At 60.1% G+C, this 17466-nt stretch carries 16 protein-coding genes; 5 read left to right on the top strand and 11 right to left on the bottom strand.

The features are described from left to right. Positions 1–579: 579 nt before the first annotated feature. Positions 580–1617 carry an L-glyceraldehyde 3-phosphate reductase gene (mgrA, locus tag HKK53_RS19190; protein ID WP_169372124.1) on the top strand — a complete coding sequence of 346 codons (1038 nt, stop codon included), beginning with the start codon at positions 580–582 and terminating at the stop codon, positions 1615–1617. Positions 1618–1733: 116 nt separating this feature from the next. On the opposite strand, the gene tauD is transcribed toward mgrA, so the two are convergent. From tauD to HKK53_RS19155, 7 genes are all read right to left on the bottom strand, one after another. Then, the gene (tauD, locus tag HKK53_RS19185) at positions 1734–2576 is read right to left on the bottom strand and encodes a taurine dioxygenase (protein WP_169372123.1); all 843 of its coding nucleotides are present in this window, start codon (positions 2574–2576) and stop codon (positions 1734–1736) included. A 55-nt stretch (positions 2577–2631) separates the two neighbouring features. Then, positions 2632–3465 (bottom strand): taurine ABC transporter permease TauC, encoded by an 834-nt coding sequence (tauC, locus tag HKK53_RS19180; protein WP_169372122.1) that lies wholly within the window; start codon positions 3463–3465, stop codon positions 2632–2634. Next, positions 3462–4256: a taurine ABC transporter ATP-binding subunit gene (tauB, locus tag HKK53_RS19175; protein WP_169372121.1), complete on the bottom strand. Its 795-nt coding sequence runs from the start codon at positions 4254–4256 to the stop codon at positions 3462–3464. The genes tauC and tauB overlap by 4 nt, the downstream gene beginning before the upstream one ends. A gap of 15 nt (positions 4257–4271) precedes the next feature. After that, the gene (tauA, locus tag HKK53_RS19170; RefSeq protein WP_169372120.1) at positions 4272–5249 is read right to left on the bottom strand and encodes a taurine ABC transporter substrate-binding protein; all 978 of its coding nucleotides are present in this window, start codon (positions 5247–5249) and stop codon (positions 4272–4274) included. A gap of 369 nt (positions 5250–5618) precedes the next feature. Continuing rightward, a complete protein-coding gene (gene gshA / locus HKK53_RS19165) occupies positions 5619–7202 on the bottom strand; it encodes a glutamate--cysteine ligase (RefSeq protein WP_169372119.1) in 1584 nt (527 codons plus the stop codon). A 214-nt stretch (positions 7203–7416) separates the two neighbouring features. Continuing rightward, entirely contained in the window at positions 7417–7800 is a 384-nt protein-coding gene (locus tag HKK53_RS19160; protein ID WP_007949206.1) for a PaaI family thioesterase, read from the bottom strand. Continuing rightward, complete coding sequence (locus HKK53_RS19155) at positions 7800–10124, bottom strand: Tex family protein (protein WP_169372118.1); 2325 nt, start codon at positions 10122–10124, stop codon at positions 7800–7802. The genes HKK53_RS19160 and HKK53_RS19155 overlap by 1 nt, the downstream gene beginning before the upstream one ends. 362 nt (positions 10125–10486) lie before the next feature. Between HKK53_RS19155 and ompR the strand changes: the two genes are divergently transcribed. Together ompR and HKK53_RS19145 are read left to right on the top strand one after the other, a co-directional pair. After that, entirely contained in the window at positions 10487–11227 is a 741-nt protein-coding gene (gene ompR / locus HKK53_RS19150; RefSeq protein WP_123402686.1) for an osmolarity response regulator transcription factor OmpR, read from the top strand. A gap of 102 nt (positions 11228–11329) precedes the next feature. Beyond that, positions 11330–12643 (top strand): ATP-binding protein, encoded by a 1314-nt coding sequence (locus HKK53_RS19145; RefSeq protein WP_169372117.1) that lies wholly within the window; start codon positions 11330–11332, stop codon positions 12641–12643. A 167-nt stretch (positions 12644–12810) separates the two neighbouring features. Here the strand turns inward: HKK53_RS19145 and rimK are convergent, their stop codons facing one another. The 3 genes from rimK to rimA are packed head-to-tail and all read right to left on the bottom strand — an operon-like array spanning position 12811 to position 14988. Continuing rightward, positions 12811–13716 (bottom strand): 30S ribosomal protein S6--L-glutamate ligase, encoded by a 906-nt coding sequence (gene rimK / locus HKK53_RS19140; protein ID WP_054047778.1) that lies wholly within the window; start codon positions 13714–13716, stop codon positions 12811–12813. Continuing rightward, the gene (gene rimB, locus HKK53_RS19135; RefSeq protein ID WP_169372116.1) at positions 13713–14192 is read right to left on the bottom strand and encodes a retropepsin-like aspartic endopeptidase RimB; all 480 of its coding nucleotides are present in this window, start codon (positions 14190–14192) and stop codon (positions 13713–13715) included. The genes rimK and rimB overlap by 4 nt, the downstream gene beginning before the upstream one ends. A 16-nt stretch (positions 14193–14208) precedes the next feature. After that, the gene (rimA, locus tag HKK53_RS19130; RefSeq protein WP_169372115.1) at positions 14209–14988 is read right to left on the bottom strand and encodes a S6 modification regulatory phosphodiesterase RimA; all 780 of its coding nucleotides are present in this window, start codon (positions 14986–14988) and stop codon (positions 14209–14211) included. Positions 14989–15104: 116 nt separating this feature from the next. Here rimA and HKK53_RS19125 point away from each other — a divergent pair, with 116 nt between their 5' ends. Continuing rightward, a complete protein-coding gene (locus tag HKK53_RS19125) occupies positions 15105–15512 on the top strand; it encodes an RNA-binding S4 domain-containing protein (protein WP_054047772.1) in 408 nt (135 codons plus the stop codon). A gap of 42 nt (positions 15513–15554) precedes the next feature. Here the strand turns inward: HKK53_RS19125 and HKK53_RS19120 are convergent, their stop codons facing one another. Next, on the bottom strand, positions 15555–16358 hold the full coding sequence (locus tag HKK53_RS19120; RefSeq protein WP_169372114.1) for a phosphatase PAP2 family protein: 804 nt from the start codon (positions 16356–16358) through the stop codon (positions 15555–15557). 103 nt (positions 16359–16461) lie between these two features. Between HKK53_RS19120 and hslO the strand changes: the two genes are divergently transcribed. Continuing rightward, positions 16462–17364, top strand: a complete 903-nt coding sequence (hslO, locus tag HKK53_RS19115; protein ID WP_123515852.1) for an Hsp33 family molecular chaperone HslO — start codon at positions 16462–16464, stop codon at positions 17362–17364. Positions 17365–17466: the final 102 nt, after the last annotated feature.

The following is a 17466-nucleotide window of genomic DNA, read 5'->3' as shown; positions in this document are numbered from 1 at the left end:
AGCACGGCGTCAGCGGCGATTGCCTGCCCATGGTGCGCTCAGACCACTCTGAACCCTTGACTTTGCAGGCCTTTATTGAGCGCCGTTACCGGGAGCTTTGGGCCTGATGGCCATCGCCATATCCCCTCTAAAAAGCCGTGCCATGTAGTACGAAATACCTTCTCCATGAGCATACTTACGACGTGGCGCTCGTGGCGGGATCTGATCGTTTTGCCCAATGTTTTTGGGGGTTTTATGTCTTTCAATGGATTAAAGATGGCGATACGTATTGCCGCGCGGAAAAGTACACATTTCTGGATTTTATCGGCGAACACCTTCAAGTCAGAGAGTAGCTGAATGTTGGTGCTGGCCTCAGGGAAACGGGTGACCGTGCAGGTCAGTCGTCGCCCAGGCCGGAGCAAGTCCCGGCAGAAATATGAAACGTTTCAGCATTTGGTCGAACCCAGGGTTGGCGGCACATGACTTGGGCGTATGCTGGGCAACTTCGACTTATTGAAGAACCGTTAGGCTGGCCGCTGCCGGGAGCGAGCCTGCTCGCGAAGAATCGACACCATTTCAAAACAGACAAGAGAGGATTCGATGACTTACACCGCTGCCGAAAACCGCTATGACTCTATTCCGTACCGCCGCGTAGGCCGCAGCGGGCTGGTGCTGCCGGCACTGTCCCTGGGGCTGTGGCACAACTTCGGCGACAGCACGCCGATCGACACCCAGCGCTCGTTGCTGCGCACGGCGTTCGACCAGGGCATCAACCACTTCGACCTGGCCAACAACTACGGCCCGCCGTACGGCAGCGCCGAGATCAACTTCGGTCGCCTGCTGCGTGAAGACTTCAAGCAATACCGCGACGAGCTGATCATCTCCAGCAAGGCCGGTTGGGACATGTGGCCAGGCCCTTACGGCCAGGGCGGTGGTTCGCGCAAATACGTGCTGGCCAGCCTCGACCAGAGCCTGCAACGCCTGGGTCTGGACTACGTCGACATTTTCTATTCCCACCGCTTCGACCCGGACACCCCGCTGGAAGAAACCGCCAGTGCACTGGCTACCGCTGTGCAGCAGGGCAAGGCGCTGTATATCGGCATCTCGTCCTACTCCGGGGTGAAAACCCGCGAAATGGCTGCGCTGTTGCAAGAATGGAAAGTGCCGTTGTTGATTCATCAACCGGCCTACAACCTGCTCAATCGCTGGGTGGAAAAGGATCTGCTGGAGGTAACCGATGAGCTCGGCGCTGGCGTGATTGCTTTCACGCCGTTGGCTCAAGGGTTGTTGACCGACAAATACCTTAACGGCATTCCGAAGGATGCGCGGGTCAACCGTCCGGGCGGTGGTTCGTTGCAGGAATCGCACCTGTCCGAAGCCAACATTGCCCATGTGCGCGGGCTCAACGAGATCGCCAAGCGTCGCGGCCAGAGCCTGGCGCAATTGGCGTTGGCGTGGACGCTTCGTGACCCGCGCGTAACCTCGGCACTGATCGGCGCAAGCCGGCCGGAGCAGATTATCGAGAACGTCGGGGCGTTGAAGAATCTGAGCTTTAGCGCAGAAGAGTTGGCAGAGATTGACCGGTTTGCCCAGGAGGGCGGGATCAATTTGTGGGAGAAGCCTTCGACGGCTGAGTAACTGAGTGCTGATCGTTCCCACGCTCCGCGTGGGAATGCTTCCCGTGACGCTCCGCGTCACAGCGGACGCGGAGCGTCCATGGCTGCGTTACCACGCGGAGCGTGGGAACGATCGGTTCACCGGAAAAACGGCACATCCCCCAACACCGTCGCCCGCTGCATCACCCGCCGCGCCGGTCGATAATCATCCACCGCGTAATGCTGGGTCACGCGGTTATCCCAGAACGCCACGTCATCCTTCTGCCAGCGCCAGCGAATGGTGAAGTCCGGCCGTGTGGCGTGGGCGAAGAGAAACTTCAGGATCACCTCGCTCTCGGTCTCAGACAGCTCATTGATTTTCGACGTAAACCCTTCATTGACGAACAGCGACCGACGTCCACTGACCGGATGTGTACGAATCACCGGGTGTGACAATGGCGGATTCTTGCGTCGTGCTTCTTCCCACTGCGCCAATGCTTCCGGCGTGTTGCCGTAGCGTTCCAGTGGAAATGAACGGGTGAAATCGTGAGTCGCGGTCAGCCCTTCGAGCAAGGTTTTCATCGGCGCCGACAACGCTTCATACGCCGCAATCCCGCTCGCCCACAGCGTGTCGCCACCAAACTCAGGCAGTAACTTGGCGCTGAGTACCGCGCCCATCGCCGGGGTCGGCAGGAAAGTGACGTCGGTGTGCCAGATCGCGTTGTCGCGCACGTCGGTGACGGCGGTGTCGAGGATCAGCACTTCCGGCTGTTCCGGCACGTTCGGGTAGATCGGGTGAATGTGCAGGTCGCCAAAATTCGCGGCGAAACGTGCCTGTTGCTGGGGCTCGATCGGTTGGTCGCGGAAGAACAGCACCTGATGCTTGAGCAGCGCCTGTTCGATGGCGTCACGCTGTTGCGCGGTCAGCGGCTGACTGATGTCGATGCCGCTGATCTGCGCGCCGAGGGCCGAGCTTAAAGGGACGATATTCAAGGTGCTCATGGTGGTTCTCTTCAATCCGGGGCGCCGAGTTGTCGGCGTAGTCAGTGACAAATCTTCAGTGCGCCTGGCCGTGCCACGGCACCAGCTTGCGTTGCAGGGCGCGCAAGCCCATTTCCATGGCGAAAGCGATCAGCGCGATCACCAGAATCCCCAGCACCACCACATCGGTGACCAGGAATTGCGCCGCCGACTGCACCATGAAACCCAAACCGCTGGTGGCGGCGATCAGTTCAGCGGCGACCAGCGTCGACCAACCCACGCCCAGACCAATGCGCACGCCGGTCAAGATGTCCGGTAGGGCGCTCGGCAGAATCACGTGGCGAATCAGCTGCGCCCGAGTCGCGCCCAACGACTGCGCGGCGCGCAACTTGGCCGGATCGACCGTGCGCACGCCGGTGGCAGTGGCGATGGCAATCGGGGCGAAGATCGCCAGGTAGATCAGCAAGACTTTCGACAGCTCACCGATGCCGCACCAGATCACGATCAGTGGCAGGTAGGCGAGTGGTGGAATCGGGCGATAGAACTCGATCAGCGGATCGAGAATCCCGCGAGCGATGCGGTTGTGACCGATGGCAATTCCCACCGGCACGGCGGTCAACACCGCGAAGCCCAGGCCCAGACCAATGCGGCTCAGGCTCGCGCCCAAGTGCTGCCACAAGGTCGAATCCATGTAGCCCGTGGTCGCCAGCAGCCAGCCTTTTTGCAGCACGGCGGACGGCGGTGGCAGGAACAGCGGTTCGATCATGCCGGTGGCGGTCACGGCCCACCAGATGAACACCAAAGCGAATAACGTCAGCACGCTGATCCAGCGCGTGCTCACACTGCGACGAACCGGAATCACCGTCGAACCGGGTTTCACCGTCACGGCCGGAATTTCATAGCTGCTCATGCGCGCTCCTGCCGCGTGGCGGCGCTGCGTTGGGAGAACACTTTGGCGAGTACGTGTTCGCGGGTTTCGATAAAGCGCGGGTCGGATTTGATCGCTCGGGCTGATTCGCCTGCGGCGTAACGCTGACCGAAGTCCAGGCTCAGGCGCTCGACGATTTGCCCTGGGTTGGGTGCCAGCAGAATCAGGTCGGTGGCAAGGAACACCGCTTCTTCAATGTCGTGGGTAATCAGGAAGACGGGTTTGGCGGTGCGCTGCCAGACTTGCAGCAACAGCTCCTGCATCTGTTCGCGGGTGAAGGCATCGAGGGCGCCGAAGGGCTCGTCCATCAGCAACACGCGCGGGTCGGCGGCGAGGGCGCGGGCGAGGCCGACACGTTGTTTCTGGCCGCCCGAGAGCTGCCAGATGCGCCGGTTTTCGAAACCGGAAAGGTCCACCAGCGCGAGCATTTCCCTCGCGCGGATTTCGCGTTTTTCCCGGGATACGCCGGCCAATTCCAGACCGAAACCCACGTTGGCCAACACGTCCTGCCAGGGCAGTAGCGCGTCGTCCTGGAACACCACGCCGCGTTCGGCACTCGGGCCTTTGACCGGTACGCCATCAAGGGTAATGCGCCCGGCGCTGGGCTCGACGAAACCGGCAATCAGGTTCAACAGCGAAGTCTTGCCACTGCCGGACGGGCCGAGGGCCACCAGCAATTGCTGGGGCCCCAGGCTCAAGGAAATATCCGCCAGCACCGGTTCCGGACTGCTGGGGTACTGTGCGCTGATGCGCTCCAGCTGAAGCAAAGCCATCGCAGTTAACTCCGATCAGTTGGTGATGTATTTGGCGCTGACGTACGGGGCGTAATCCGGCAGCACGGCCTCGACCTTGCCTTGTTCTTTGAGGAACGCGGCGGTGTCGGTGATGGCCTTGGTGGTCGGCGCGCCGAGGGTGATCACCTGATCAGCCGCCAGCGGGTAGACGTTGCCTTGCAGCAGCAATGGAATGTCAGCCACTTTGGCCCCGGACAGCTTCACCAGTTTGTCGACGTTGGATGGGTTGGCGAGCCAGGTTTTAGGGTCTTTGCGGTAATCGGCGTAGGCATCCAGGGTCACTTTGGCGAATGCGGTGACGATGTCCGGGTGCTTCTCGGCAAAGTCTTTACGCACGATCCAGGCATCGAAGGTCGGTGCGCCGAACTTGGCCAGTTCGCCGGAGGTGATCAGCACTTTGCCGTTTTCCTTGGCCACACCGAGTGCCGGATCCCACACGTAAGTGGCGTCGATATCACCGCGTTTCCACGCAGCGACGATAGCCGGCGGCGCGAGGTTGAGGATGGTGACTTTCGACGGATCGATGTTCCAGTGCTTCAGCGCGGCCAACAGGCTGTAGTGGCCGGTGGATACGAATGGCACGGCGATTTTCTTGCCGATCAGGTCTTGCGGGGTCTTGATCCCGGAACCGTCGCGAGCGACCAGCGCTTCAGCGGCGCCGATCTGGGTGGCGATGAGGAAGGTTTCAACCGGGACTTTGCGTGTGATCGCAGCGGTCAGGGGGCTGGAACCGAGGTAACCGATCTGCACGTCGCCGGAAGCGATGGCGGCGATGATGTCGGCACCGTTGTCGAATTTGCGCCAGTCGATCTTGGCGTTGGTGGCTTTTTCGTACGCGCCGTCGGCCTGGGCGACTTTGGCCGGGTCCACGGTGGTCTGGTAGGCGACGGTGACATCAGCCGCCTGGGCAAAGAAACTCGCCGCCGCCAAAGACGCGGCCGCCAGGAGGCGAAGAGGGAAATTCAGTTTCATTGGAGAAGCTCCTTGTCAGGCGACCGAGGATCGGCGTGAAAGGAGACTAAATGATATAAGAATCAGAAAATAAATAACTTTTTCGAATGAGCTTATGAGCGGAAAATTCTAAGCAAGTCACCAGATCGTTCCCGCGCTCTGCGTGGGAATGCAGCCCGTGACGCTCCGCGTCACTGGACGCGGAGCGTCCCTTGAGGCATTCCCACGCAGAGCGTGGGAACGATCAAGATCAAAAGATCATAGCCTGCGGCAGTTCCTACAAAGGTAGCCTGTGGATCCAAAATTGCTTTTATGCAGGCAAAAAAAATCGCAACCCCGGCACCGTCCCGTAGGAGCGGCCGAAGGCTGCGATCTTTTAGCTGGCGCCGCTTAGTTACTGATCGCCAGAATACTCGCCTGATACGACCCGACAAACACATCGAAATCGCCGACTTCGTTCTGCTCCAGCTCTGCCTGTTGAGCCAGCGACGAACGCGCCAGTTCTTCAAACTTGGCCTGGTCTTCAATGCTCAACGGCTCACTGCGGAAGTACTCGGCATGGGCACGGCTCTGACGCAGGGAGAACTGGGCAAAGCTTTCCTTATGCTCGGCCATCGCCGCCAACACCATGGCCGACGGGGTCCGGGACGGATCCTTGATCTTCTCCAGCTGCACGTCCAGCGCCTTGCTGTGAGCATCGCCGCCATGGCTCTGATCAAGCAGCGCGGCCAGCGGGGCAATCTTCTCCAGTAGCTCGGTGGCCCATTCCTTCATGTCCACCGACTCGCCGTCACGCTGCAACTGCAGGCCCGGACGACGACCTTCCTTGACCACGCTGAGGAAGTTCGAGGTCGCGTTGTTGCAGGTGGTGTTAGCCAGCAACGGGCTGTCGTTCAGCGCGCAGTACAGCAGGAACGCGTCGAGGAAGCGCGACTCGGTCAGGTCGATGCCCATCGGCAGGAACGGGTTGATGTCCAGGCAGCGTACTTCGACGTACTGAATGCCACGGGCCACCAGCGCCTGGATCGGCCGTTCGCCGGTGTAGGTCACGCGTTTCGGGCGGATGTTGGAGTAGTACTCGTTTTCGATCTGCAGGATGTTGGTGTTGAGCTGAACCCACTCACCGTCCTTGTGCGTGCCGACTTCAACGTACGGCGCGTAAGGCGTGGCCACCGCTTTGCGCAGGCTGTCGGTGTAGCTCGCCAGGTCGTTGTAGCACGGCGTCAGGCCGGCCTGGGCGTTGCTCTGGTAACCGAGGTCGCTCATGCGCAGGCTGGTGGCGTACGGCAGGTACAAGGTGTCCGGGTCCAGTTGTTCCAACTGGTGCGAACGACCGCGCAGGAAGCCGGCGTCCAGCGCCGGCGAGGCACCGAACAGGTACATCAGCAGCCAGCTGTAGCGACGGAAGTTGCGGATCAGCGCGATGTAGGCCGACGACTGATAGTCGCGGTCGGTGCCGACAAAGCCTTCAGCCTCTTTGAGCAGCGGCCAGAGCTTTTCCGGCAGGGAAAAATTGTAGTGAATCCCGGCGATGCACTGCATGGTCTTGCCGTATCGCAGGGCCAAACCCTTACGGTAGACGTACTTGAGCTGGCCGATGTTGGACGTGCCGTAATAGGCAATCGGGATGTCTTCCTCGGCCGGCAACGGGCACGGCATCGATGGACTCCACAGGTACTCGTTGCCGAGCTTGCTGTAGGCAAAACGGTGAATGCTGTCCAGGCTCGCCAGGGTGTCTGCCGGGTCAGGCAAGGCGGGCGTGATGAACTCCAGCAGCGATTCGGAATAATCGGTGGTGATTTTTTCGTTGGTCAGCGCGGAACCCAATTCTTCCGGGTGCGGCGTTTGCGCCAGGCGACCTTCATCGGTCACGCGCAGGCATTCACGTTCGATGCCGTGAAGGCACTGTTCGAGCAGAGAGAGGTTAGCGCGCTCGCCGAGCAGAGCCAGGCGGCGGTTGAGAAGTTCGCTCAAGTTGGATTCCTTCACGCGTCAGTCGCCCCAATATGGGGGTGGGCAAGACGGTCTACAAGGGTGAAGTTAAAACTGGCGTTTTCGCCTGGTTCTTGAGCCATATAGGCCCGTACTGAAATGCCAACTTCACTCCTTGAATCTGGCTGTCGCGCACGCGGAAAAGTTCGACGCCGCAGTCGTAGCGCCGAAATTAACTCAAATCGAGGGTGGGGAGCTATAGGACAGCGAACGTGCCTTGCGCTTTTGCGACCAATTTATCGCCTTGCATCACGTCGGCTTCGACTACCAACGTGCGGCGGCCCGGGTGGATGACCCGCGCCGTGCACATCACTTCGCCGTCAGAAACGGCGCGAATGTAATTGATCTTGCATTCGATGGTCGCGCTCTGCTGGTCAAAGCCGTGGGTGCTGGAACAGGCCAGCCCCATGGCAATGTCCACCAGACTGAACAAGGCCCCGCCGTGCAACTTGCCGCCACGATTACGCAGTTCTGGCGCAAGCCCCAGGGCGACTTGCGCCACCCCGGTTTCCAGACTGTGCAAGCGACACCCCAGCAACTTGAAAAAAGCGCTTTCGGTCAGCCCGGCAGGGATTTCCATCAACGTTTCTTCAACTGCTTGGCGTTAGCGAACAGCGAAGCCATGGCGTTGTTGGCCGGGGCCGGCGCCGTGGTTTCCTTGCGCGGTGCAGTGTTCTGGGATTGGCGCGAAGACGAACCAGGACGTGCGCCACGGGCACCGTCGATTTTCTCGCCCGGCGTGTCGCTCATGCGCATCGACAGGCCCACGCGTTTGCGCGGGATGTCGACTTCCATGACCTTCACTTTCACCACGTCACCAGCCTTCACCGCTTCACGCGGATCCTTGATGAACTTCTCCGAAAGCGCGGAGATGTGCACCAAACCGTCCTGATGCACGCCGATGTCGACGAACGCACCGAAGTTTGTCACGTTGGTCACCACGCCTTCGAGGATCATCCCCAGTTGCAGGTCCTTGAGGTCTTCGACGCCTTCCTGGAACTCGGCGGTCTTGAACTCGGGACGCGGGTCGCGACCGGGTTTTTCCAGCTCTTGCAGGATGTCGGTGACCGTTGGCAAACCGAAGGTTTCGTCGGTGTACTTCTTCGGATCGAGACGCTTGAGGAAGCTAGCGTCGCCGATCAGCGAGCGGATATCACGGTCGGTTTCAGCGGCAATGCGCTGTACCAGTGGATAGGCTTCCGGGTGAACCGCGGACGAATCCAGCGGGTTGTCGCCGTTCATCACGCGTAGGAAACCGGCCGCCTGTTCGAAGGTTTTTTCGCCCAGGCGCGCGACTTTCTTCAGCGCCGCACGGGTTTTGAACGCGCCATGCTCGTCGCGGTGGCTGACGATGTTCTGCGCCAGGGTCGCGTTGAGGCCGGAGATCCGGGCCAGCAGCGCCACGGAAGCGGTGTTCACGTCCACGCCCACGGCGTTTACGCAGTCCTCGACCACAGCGTCCAGGCCGCGCGCCAGTTTCAGCTGCGACACGTCGTGCTGATACTGGCCGACACCGATGGATTTTGGATCGATTTTCACCAGTTCGGCCAGCGGATCCTGCAAGCGACGCGCGATGGACACCGCGCCACGGATCGACACGTCGAGGTCCGGGAATTCCTTGGAAGCCAGTTCTGACGCCGAGTAAACCGATGCACCGGCCTCGGAGACCATGACTTTGGTCATCTTCATCGCTGGATACTTTTTGATCAGCTCAGCGGCCAGTTTGTCGGTTTCGCGGCTGGCGGTGCCGTTGCCGATGGCGATCAGGTCTACCGCGTGCTTGGCGCACAGGGCGGCGAGGATCGCGATAGTCTGGTCCCACTTGTTGTGCGGCACGTGCGGGTAAACCGTGGCGTGATCCAGCAGCTTGCCGGTGGAATCGACCACGGCGACCTTGCAACCGGTGCGCAGGCCCGGGTCGAGGCCCAACGTCGCGCGCGGGCCGGCCGGGGCCGACAGCAGCAGGTCGTGCAGGTTGTGCGCGAACACGTTGATCGCTTCGGTCTCGGCGCCGTCGCGCAGTTCGCCCAGCAGATCGGTTTCCAAGTGGGTGTAGAGCTTGACCTTCCAGGTCCAGCGCACCACTTCGCCCAGCCATTTGTCGGCGGCGCGGTTCTGGTTCTGGATGCCGAATTGCTGACCGATCATGCCTTCGCACGGGTGCATGGTGCCCGGCAGTTCGTCGCCGACTTTCAGCGCCGAACTCAAAATGCCTTCGTTGCGGCCACGGAAAATCGCCAGCGCGCGGTGCGACGGCATGCTTTTCAGCGGTTCGTCGTGTTCGAAATAGTCGCGGAACTTGGCGCCTTCCTCTTCCTTGCCGGCGATCACGCGGGCGCTGAGGGTGGCTTCCTGCTTGAGGTAACTGCGCAGTTTGTCCAGCAGGCCGGCATCTTCGGCGAAGCGTTCCATGAGGATGTATTTGGCGCCTTCGAGGGCGGCCTTCACATCGGCCACGCCTTTTTCGGCGTCAACGAAGCGTGCGGCTTCGGCGTCCGGCGTCAGGCTCGGGTCGTTGAACAGGCCGTCGGCCAAGTCGCCGAGGCCGGCTTCCAGGGCAATCTGGCCCTTGGTGCGGCGCTTCTGCTTGTACGGCAGGTACAAGTCTTCGAGACGGGTCTTGGTGTCGGCGAGTTTGATGTCGCGTTCCAGTTGCGGGGTCAGCTTGCCTTGCTCTTCGATGCTGGCAAGGATGCTGATGCGCCGTTCGTCGAGTTCTCGCAGGTAGCGCAGACGCTCTTCCAGGTGCCGCAACTGGATGTCATCGAGGCTGCCGGTCACTTCTTTCCGGTAGCGGGCGATGAAGGGAACGGTAGAGCCCTCATCGAGTAGCGCGACGGCCGCTTCGACCTGTTGTGGGCGTACACCGAGTTCCTCGGCGATGCGGCTGTTGATGCTGTCCATAAAACCACCTGACAAATTGTGAAAGCAGGCTCGCAGGCGCAGGGATAAAGGCCCGGCGAGTCTGGTTGAGCGGCCTGGCCTGCGCCGCTGCCTGGGTCAAAAGGCATTCCGTTGACCCGTGAAATCGAACAATTACTGCGCAGGCCTTGAAAATAAAAAGCGGCCATCCACAGTAAAGATCTGACGTTGCCTGACACAAAACGCCGCGCATTATAACCAGCGTTCTATCATTCGGGGGGCATCACAGGCAGTAGGCCCCATGGCCGGTTTTCTGGTGATCAAGGAAAAATCTGCTAACAATGCACACGGTGCGTATAACGGCAGCTACGCCATAATGCGCGCCGAGCTAAAAGGAGCATCTAATGAGCAGCACTGCAAACAATGCTGAAGGCGAAAAAATTCTTATTGTTGATGACGATCCAGGGCTGAGCAGCCTGCTGGAACGTTTTTTCGTCAGCAAGGGCTACCGTGCCCGCGCCGTACCGAACACCGAACAGATGGACCGCCTGCTGGCGCGTGAAGTGTTCAACCTGGTCGTCCTCGACCTGATGCTGCCCGGCGAAGACGGTTTGACCGCCTGCCGCCGACTGCGTGGTGCGAACAACCTGATTCCGATCATCATGCTCACCGCCAAGGGTGATGAGCTGAGCCGCATCAAGGGCCTGGAACTGGGCGCCGACGATTACCTGGCCAAACCGTTCAACCCGGACGAACTGATGGCCCGGGTCAAAGCGGTCCTGCGTCGTCAGGCAGCGCCGGTGCCAGGTGCGCCGGGCAGCGAAGACGAAAGCGTGACCTTCGGTGACTACGAATTGTCCCTGGCCACCCGCGAACTCAAGCGCGGTGACGAAGTGCACATGCTCACCACCGGTGAGTTTGCGGTACTCAAGGCCCTGGTCATGAACGCCCGTCAGCCGCTGACCCGCGACAAGCTGATGAACCTGGCCCGTGGTCGCGAATGGGATGCCCTGGAGCGTTCCATCGACGTGCAGATCTCCCGTCTGCGCCGGATGATCGAACCCGATCCGTCCAAACCGCGTTACATCCAGACAGTCTGGGGCGTGGGCTACGTGTTTGTTCCGGACGGCGCCGCCACAAAGTGATCGGCGATTTGTAGGAGCGGGTTTGCGGACGAGATTGTCCGCAGACTCGCGATCCGCAATATGCGAGCATCGCTCGCTCCTGCAAGTGTGTAGCGGTTATCCATGAAAACCCCCGTTTGGTTCCCCCAGAGTTTCTTCTCCCGCACCCTGTGGCTGGTGCTGATTGTCGTCCTGTTCTCCAAGGCGCTGACCCTGGTTTATCTGCTGATGAACGAGGACGTGCTGGTGGACCGCCAATACAGCCACGGCGTCGCCCTGACGTTGCGCGCCTATTGGGCCGCCGATGAAGAAAACCGCACGAAAATCGCTGATGCCGCGACCCTGATCCGGGTGGTGGGCGCTGGTGTGCCGGAAGGCGAACAACACTGGCCGTACAGCGAGATCTACCAAAGGCAAATGCAGGCGGAGCTGGGCGCCGACACCGAAGTCCGATTACGCATGCATTCGCCGCCGGCCCTGTGGGTCCGGGCGCCGAGCCTGGGCGATGGCTGGCTGAAAGTGCCGCTGTACCCGCATCCGTTGCGTGGCCAGAAAATCTGGAACGTCCTCGGTTGGTTTCTCGCCATTGGCTTGCTGTCCACCGCTTCGGCGTGGATCTTCGTCAGCCAGCTCAATCAACCGTTGAAACGTCTGGTCTATGCCGCGCGGCAACTCGGCCAAGGCCGCAGCGTGCGCCTGCCGATCAGCGACACGCCGAGTGAAATGGCCGAGGTTTACCGCGCCTTCAACCAGATGGCCGAAGACGTCGAACAGGCCGGGCGTGAACGTGAGCTGATGCTGGCCGGGGTGTCCCACGACCTGCGCACGCCACTGACCCGTTTGCGCCTGTCGTTGGAGCTGATGGGCGACCACAGCGACCTGACGGACGACATGGTGCGCGACATCGAAGACATGGACGCGATTCTCGACCAGTTCCTGGCGTTCATTCGCGACGGTCGTGACGAGTCGGTGGAAGAGGTGGACCTGACGGACCTGGTACGGGAAGTGGCTGCGCCGTACAACCAGAACGAACAGAAAGTCCAGTTGCGCCTGGAACCGATCCAGCCGTTCCCGCTACGTCGAGTCTCGATGAAGCGCTTGCTGAACAACCTGATCGGCAACGCCTTGAACCATGCTGGCAACGGCGTTGAAGTCGCGGCCTATGTGTCCGGCGACGTCAGTGCGCCGTATGTGGTGCTCAGCGTCATGGACCGTGGGGCGGGGATCGATCCGTCGGAGCTGGAGGCGATCTTCAATCCGTTTACCCGGGGTGATCGGGCGCGGGGCGGGAAGGGGACCGGTTTGGGCTTGGCGATCGTGAAGCGGATTGCTTCGATGCATGGCGGGAATGTTGAATTGCGTAACCGGTCCGGGGGTGGGCTTGAGGCGCGGGTGCGGTTGCCGCTTGGGCTTATGTTGCCGCGGGATGCGGTCTAACCATCGCACAAAGCCTCTGTGGCGAGGGAGCTTGCTCCCGCTGGAGGCCGTAGGACTCCCGATCCCGGCAACCGCGTTCTTTCAGCTAGAACACGGTTGTGTGGTTTTACGACTGCTGCGCAGCCGAGCGGGAGCAAGCTCCCTCGCCACAGGGGACCGAGTTGGGTTTAGCCTTTGCCTTTGGTGCGCGTCATATTTGGCCCACCATTCTTCTCAAGGTGCTCAATGATGATCCCCGCCACGTTCTTGCCGGTGGTGGTCTCAATCCCTTCCAGCCCCGGCGACGAATTCACTTCCATCACCAGCGGCCCGTGGTTGGAACGCAGGATATCCACACCCGCTACCGCCAACCCCATGACCTTCGCCGCACGCAACGCAGTCATGCGTTCTTCCGGGGTGATCTTGATCAGGCTCGCGCTGCCGCCACGATGCAGGTTGGAGCGGAACTCCCCCGGCTTGGCCTGACGCTTCATCGCCGCAATCACCTTATCGCCGACCACGAAACAACGAATGTCCGCACCGCCGGCTTCCTTGATGTATTCCTGAACCATGATGTTCTGCTTCAGGCCCATGAACGCCTCGATCACCGACTCCGCCGCCGTCGCCGTTTCACACAGCACCACGCCGATGCCCTGGGTGCCTTCCAGCACTTTGATCACCAGCGGTGCACCATTGACCATATCGATCAGGTCGGGAATGTCGTCCGGCGAATGCGCGAACCCGGTGACCGGCAAACCGATCCCCCGACGTGACAACAATTGCAGCGAACGCAATTTGTCTCGCGAACGGGCGATGGCCACCGATTCGTTGAGCGGGAACACCCCCATCATTTCGAACTGACGCAACACCGCGCAGCCATAAAACGTCACCGACGCACCGATCCGCGGGATCACCGCATCGAAACCTTCCAGCGGCTTGCCGCGGTAGTGGATCTGCGGCTTGTGGCTGGCAATGTTCATGTAGGCGCGCAAGGTGTCGATCACCACCATTTCATGGCCACGCTCGATACCGGCTTCGACCAGACGACGGGTGGAATACAGACGCGGGTTCCGCGACAGCACAGCGATCTTCATGCAACACCTGTGGAAGAGGTAGATACCGGGAACACCGGCTTGTCTTGTACGTATTTGATTCCTGGATTGACCACCAACTGGCCGTCGATCAGGGCTTTGGAACCGAGTAACAGGCGATAGCGCATGGACTTGCGGCAGGCGAGGGTGAACTCGACCCGCCAGACCCGATCACCGAGGGCCAGGGTGGTGCTGACCACGTAGCGCATTTGCGCGTGGCCGTTGGAGCTCTTGATGGTTTTCATCGTCACCAGCGGCGCCTCGCAACGGCGGTGACGCAATTGCACCACCGTGCCCAGGTGCGCGGTGAAGCGCACCCATTCCTGCCCGTCTCGCTCGAATATCTCGATGTCGGTGGCGTGCAGGCTGGAGGTACTGGCGCCGGTGTCGATTTTTGCCCGAAGGCCCGCGACTCCCAAATCCGGGAGCGCCACCCACTCGCGCAGACCGACAACGGTCAAATGGTCAAATGTCTTCAATAGGAAAAACCGGCGATTAACGCATCCACGCCTCAGGTGGTACCTGGGGCAATGCTTTAAATGCAGGTTTGGCGAACCAGTAACCCTGCATCAGAAATATTCCACAATCCGCCAGGAAATCCCGTTCACCGGCACTCTCAATGCCTTCGGCAATGACTGTAACGTTCAACTCCGCACACATTGTGACAACCCCCCGAACGATAGCCTGACGAACACGGTCGCGATCGACATCGCGGATCAGTGCCATGTCGAGTTTGATCAGGTCCGGTTGGAAATCAGCCAGCAGATTGAGCCCCGAATAACCGGCACCGAAATCGTCGATGGCGGTCTTGAAGCCGAATTCGCGGTATTCACGCAGAATATTGGTCAAATGGCGATAGTTATCTACGTGCTGGCTTTCCAGGGTCTCGAAAATCAGTCGGTCGATCGGAAAATTGTGTTTCTTCGCTGCCTCCAGGGTGCTGCGAATGCATAGCTCTGGACGATAGACCGCGTTGGGCATGAAGTTGATCGACAAGTGTGTCTGCATATTAAGATTCGCCGCGCCTTCGATGGCACGGGTCCGGCAGCGCTGGTCGAAACGGTAGCGGTTCTCTTCTGTAACCTGATCCAGCACGGACAACGCGCCTTCACCGGCCACGCCACGGACCAGCGCTTCATGGGCGAAAATCGATTGGTCACGCAGGTCGACGATGGGTTGGAAGGCGAAGGCAAAATCAAAGCCCAGTGGCTCGCTCTGCTGGCAGCCCGGGCAACCGGTTTGGGGGGAAGTCAGTGAAGACGGAAATATAGTCACTCGATCACTCCATGCCGGTGATCCGGCCGAGACCAGATTCTAGCTGGCGGGACAGGTTCTTGCGCCCGACAGAATCAGTAGTACAGTTCCGACTATTGGCAGAAAGAGGAATTCAGATGGCACAAAAACAGGAAGAGGACGACAAGGTCCGTCTCGATAAATGGTTGTGGGCTGCGCGTTTTTATAAAACACGTGCCTTGGCCAAGTCGGCGATCGAGAGCGGGAAGGTGCATTGCCGGGGCGAACGCTGCAAACCGGGCAAGGAGCCGCGCATCGGCGATGAGTTTCAGATTCGCATAGGATTTGAGGAAAAGACCGTCGTGGTTCAGGCGCTATCGATCGTGCGCCGTGGCGCGCCCGAGGCGCAGACGTTGTATGCGGAGACCGAAGCGAGCGTCGCCAAACGCGAAGCGGCCGCGGCGATGCGCAAGGCCGGCTCATTGGGTGTGAGCACCGATGGCAAGCCGAGCAAGAAACAGCGGCGGGATTTGTTCAAGTTTCGCGGAAGCAGCAACGACGAGTGATCCAAGGATCGTTCCCACGCAGAGCGTGGGAACGATCAGGCTTCAGCTTGCAGTTCGCACCACACTCATCCGCGAAACCACCGGCAATTTCCCCAGCAGCCCGAACAGCGGCGCCGTCACTTTCAGGAAAAACCCCGAAACGTGATACGCAAACGGCGTGTAGTAACCCCAGCCCAAGGCCCACACCGCCAGTAGCACGCCGCCGATGTAATCGTCCTGGCCCCAATGTGCGCCCGCCACCAGCCGCGGCATCATGAACAGCAACGCCAGGCCCCAGATCGTCAGCGTCTGCCCGGTACCACGGCTGAACACCGTCATGAACAGCGCCCAGATCAACAACACCGAAGCATGGTCACCGGGAAAGCTCTGGCTCGAGCGGTCCTTCAATTCCCACGTCTTCTCAAGCCCAGGGAAGTAGTCGCTCATTTGAATGGCGCCGCTGATCATCATCGACGGACTGCTGTGCTGCCAGCCCATGTGATCGGCGAGTTTCGAGAACAGCATGCGGATAAACAGCAGCAACAGCAGAACCGCCAAAAAGCCGAAAAACGCCTGGCGTACTTCAATGGCATCGAACACCCAATCGCCCTTGATCAGCAGCGTCAGCAAAATCACCCCGACCACCGCGTCAAACGGACGCAGACTTGCAATTGCCCAGATGTGGAGCCATATCGAGTGACTGGCCAACGGTGCATTGAGCAGGTGAAACAGCCACTCGTCGAAAATCACGCACAACATCTGACCCGTGGGCCATAACCAGAATGCCAGCAGTGCCAAAGGCACGACATTGCACAAAACCAGCCGGCGGAGGTTCCACCTTGCTTGGAACAAACCCGGATTGTTCATAAAATGCCTCCAATGGCTGAACATCGCGCACCAAAGTGGTGCCGCAAAGGCGTGATTTTCACTGCTTGTAACCAATTTGTCATCACTTCAGATACCCAGACCTATGACCGATCTACCGGATTCCGACTTCACCCAACGCTTCATCTTCGATGACAGCGACACCCGCGGCGAGCTGGTGGCGTTGGAACGGAGCTATGCCGAAGTGCTGGCCAAACACCCCTACCCAGAGCCAGTCGCGCAACTGCTCGGCGAGCTGATGGCCGCCGCTGCGTTGTTGGTGGGTACGCTCAAGTTCGATGGACTGCTGATCCTGCAAGCGCGTTCCGATGGTCCGATCCCGCTGCTGATGATCGAGTGCTCCAGCGAGCGCGAAATCCGCGGCCTGGCCCGTTACGAAGCCGACCAGATTGCCCCCGACGCGACCCTCGCCGACCTCATGCCCAACGGCGTGCTGGCGCTGACCGTCGACCCGACCCAGGGCCAGCGTTACCAGGGCATTGTCGACCTCGACGGCGAAACCCTGTCCGAGTGCTTCACCAATTATTTCGTCATGTCCCAGCAAGTCGGCACGCGCTTCTGGCTGTACGCCGATGGCCGTCGTGCCCGTGGCCTGTTGCTGCAGCAATTGCCTGCCGACCGTCTGAAAGACGAAGAAGAACGCGCCGCCAGCTGGCAACACATCACCGCGCTGGGCAGCACCCTCACCGCCGACGAATTGCTGAGCCTGGACAACGAAACCGTGCTCCATCGCCTTTACCACGAAGAGCAAGTGCGCCTGTTCGATGTGCAGAAACTGCGCTTCCGTTGCAGCTGCTCTCGCGAACGTTCTGCCAATGCGCTGGTCAGCTTGGGTCTGGAAGATGCCCAGTCGCTGGTAATCGAACACGGCGGCCACATCGAGATTGATTGCCAGTTTTGCAACCAGCGCTACCTGTTCGATGCCGCGGATATCACTCAATTGTTCGCTGGCGCGGGTGTCGATACGCCGTCAGATACCCGGCACTAAAACGGTTCAGCGCAGGTAAATTCACTGCTTAGCGCCGGAATAACGCCGTTACGACGGGAGGGCCCTACTATTTTTGGGCGTTTCTGGCATAATCCGGCCCAC

This window comes from Pseudomonas sp. ADAK7 (assembly GCF_012935675.1).
GTDB lineage: Bacteria > Pseudomonadota > Gammaproteobacteria > Pseudomonadales > Pseudomonadaceae > Aquipseudomonas.
This window is presented reverse-complemented; position numbering and strand designations above follow the sequence as displayed.

What these genes read in the sequence shown, in the direction of transcription:
- rimK (WP_054047778.1), bottom strand. Translation starts at nt 13,716, where the DNA reads ATGAAGATCGCTGTGCTGTCGCGGAACCCGCGTCTGTATTCCACCCGT.
- mgrA (WP_169372124.1), top strand. Translation starts at nt 580, where the DNA reads ATGACTTACACCGCTGCCGAAAACCGCTATGACTCTATTCCGTACCGC.
- tauD (WP_169372123.1), bottom strand. Translation starts at nt 2,576, where the DNA reads ATGAGCACCTTGAATATCGTCCCTTTAAGCTCGGCCCTCGGCGCGCAG.
- tauC (WP_169372122.1), bottom strand. Translation starts at nt 3,465, where the DNA reads ATGAGCAGCTATGAAATTCCGGCCGTGACGGTGAAACCCGGTTCGACG.
- HKK53_RS19120 (WP_169372114.1), bottom strand. Translation starts at nt 16,358, where the DNA reads ATGAACAATCCGGGTTTGTTCCAAGCAAGGTGGAACCTCCGCCGGCTG.
- HKK53_RS19160 (WP_007949206.1), bottom strand. Translation starts at nt 7,800, where the DNA reads ATGGAAATCCCTGCCGGGCTGACCGAAAGCGCTTTTTTCAAGTTGCTG.
- tauA (WP_169372120.1), bottom strand. Translation starts at nt 5,249, where the DNA reads ATGAAACTGAATTTCCCTCTTCGCCTCCTGGCGGCCGCGTCTTTGGCG.
- HKK53_RS19155 (WP_169372118.1), bottom strand. Translation starts at nt 10,124, where the DNA reads ATGGACAGCATCAACAGCCGCATCGCCGAGGAACTCGGTGTACGCCCA.
- tauB (WP_169372121.1), bottom strand. Translation starts at nt 4,256, where the DNA reads ATGGCTTTGCTTCAGCTGGAGCGCATCAGCGCACAGTACCCCAGCAGT.
- ompR (WP_123402686.1), top strand. Translation starts at nt 10,487, where the DNA reads ATGAGCAGCACTGCAAACAATGCTGAAGGCGAAAAAATTCTTATTGTT.
- HKK53_RS19125 (WP_054047772.1), top strand. Translation starts at nt 15,105, where the DNA reads ATGGCACAAAAACAGGAAGAGGACGACAAGGTCCGTCTCGATAAATGG.
- HKK53_RS19145 (WP_169372117.1), top strand. Translation starts at nt 11,330, where the DNA reads ATGAAAACCCCCGTTTGGTTCCCCCAGAGTTTCTTCTCCCGCACCCTG.
- hslO (WP_123515852.1), top strand. Translation starts at nt 16,462, where the DNA reads ATGACCGATCTACCGGATTCCGACTTCACCCAACGCTTCATCTTCGAT.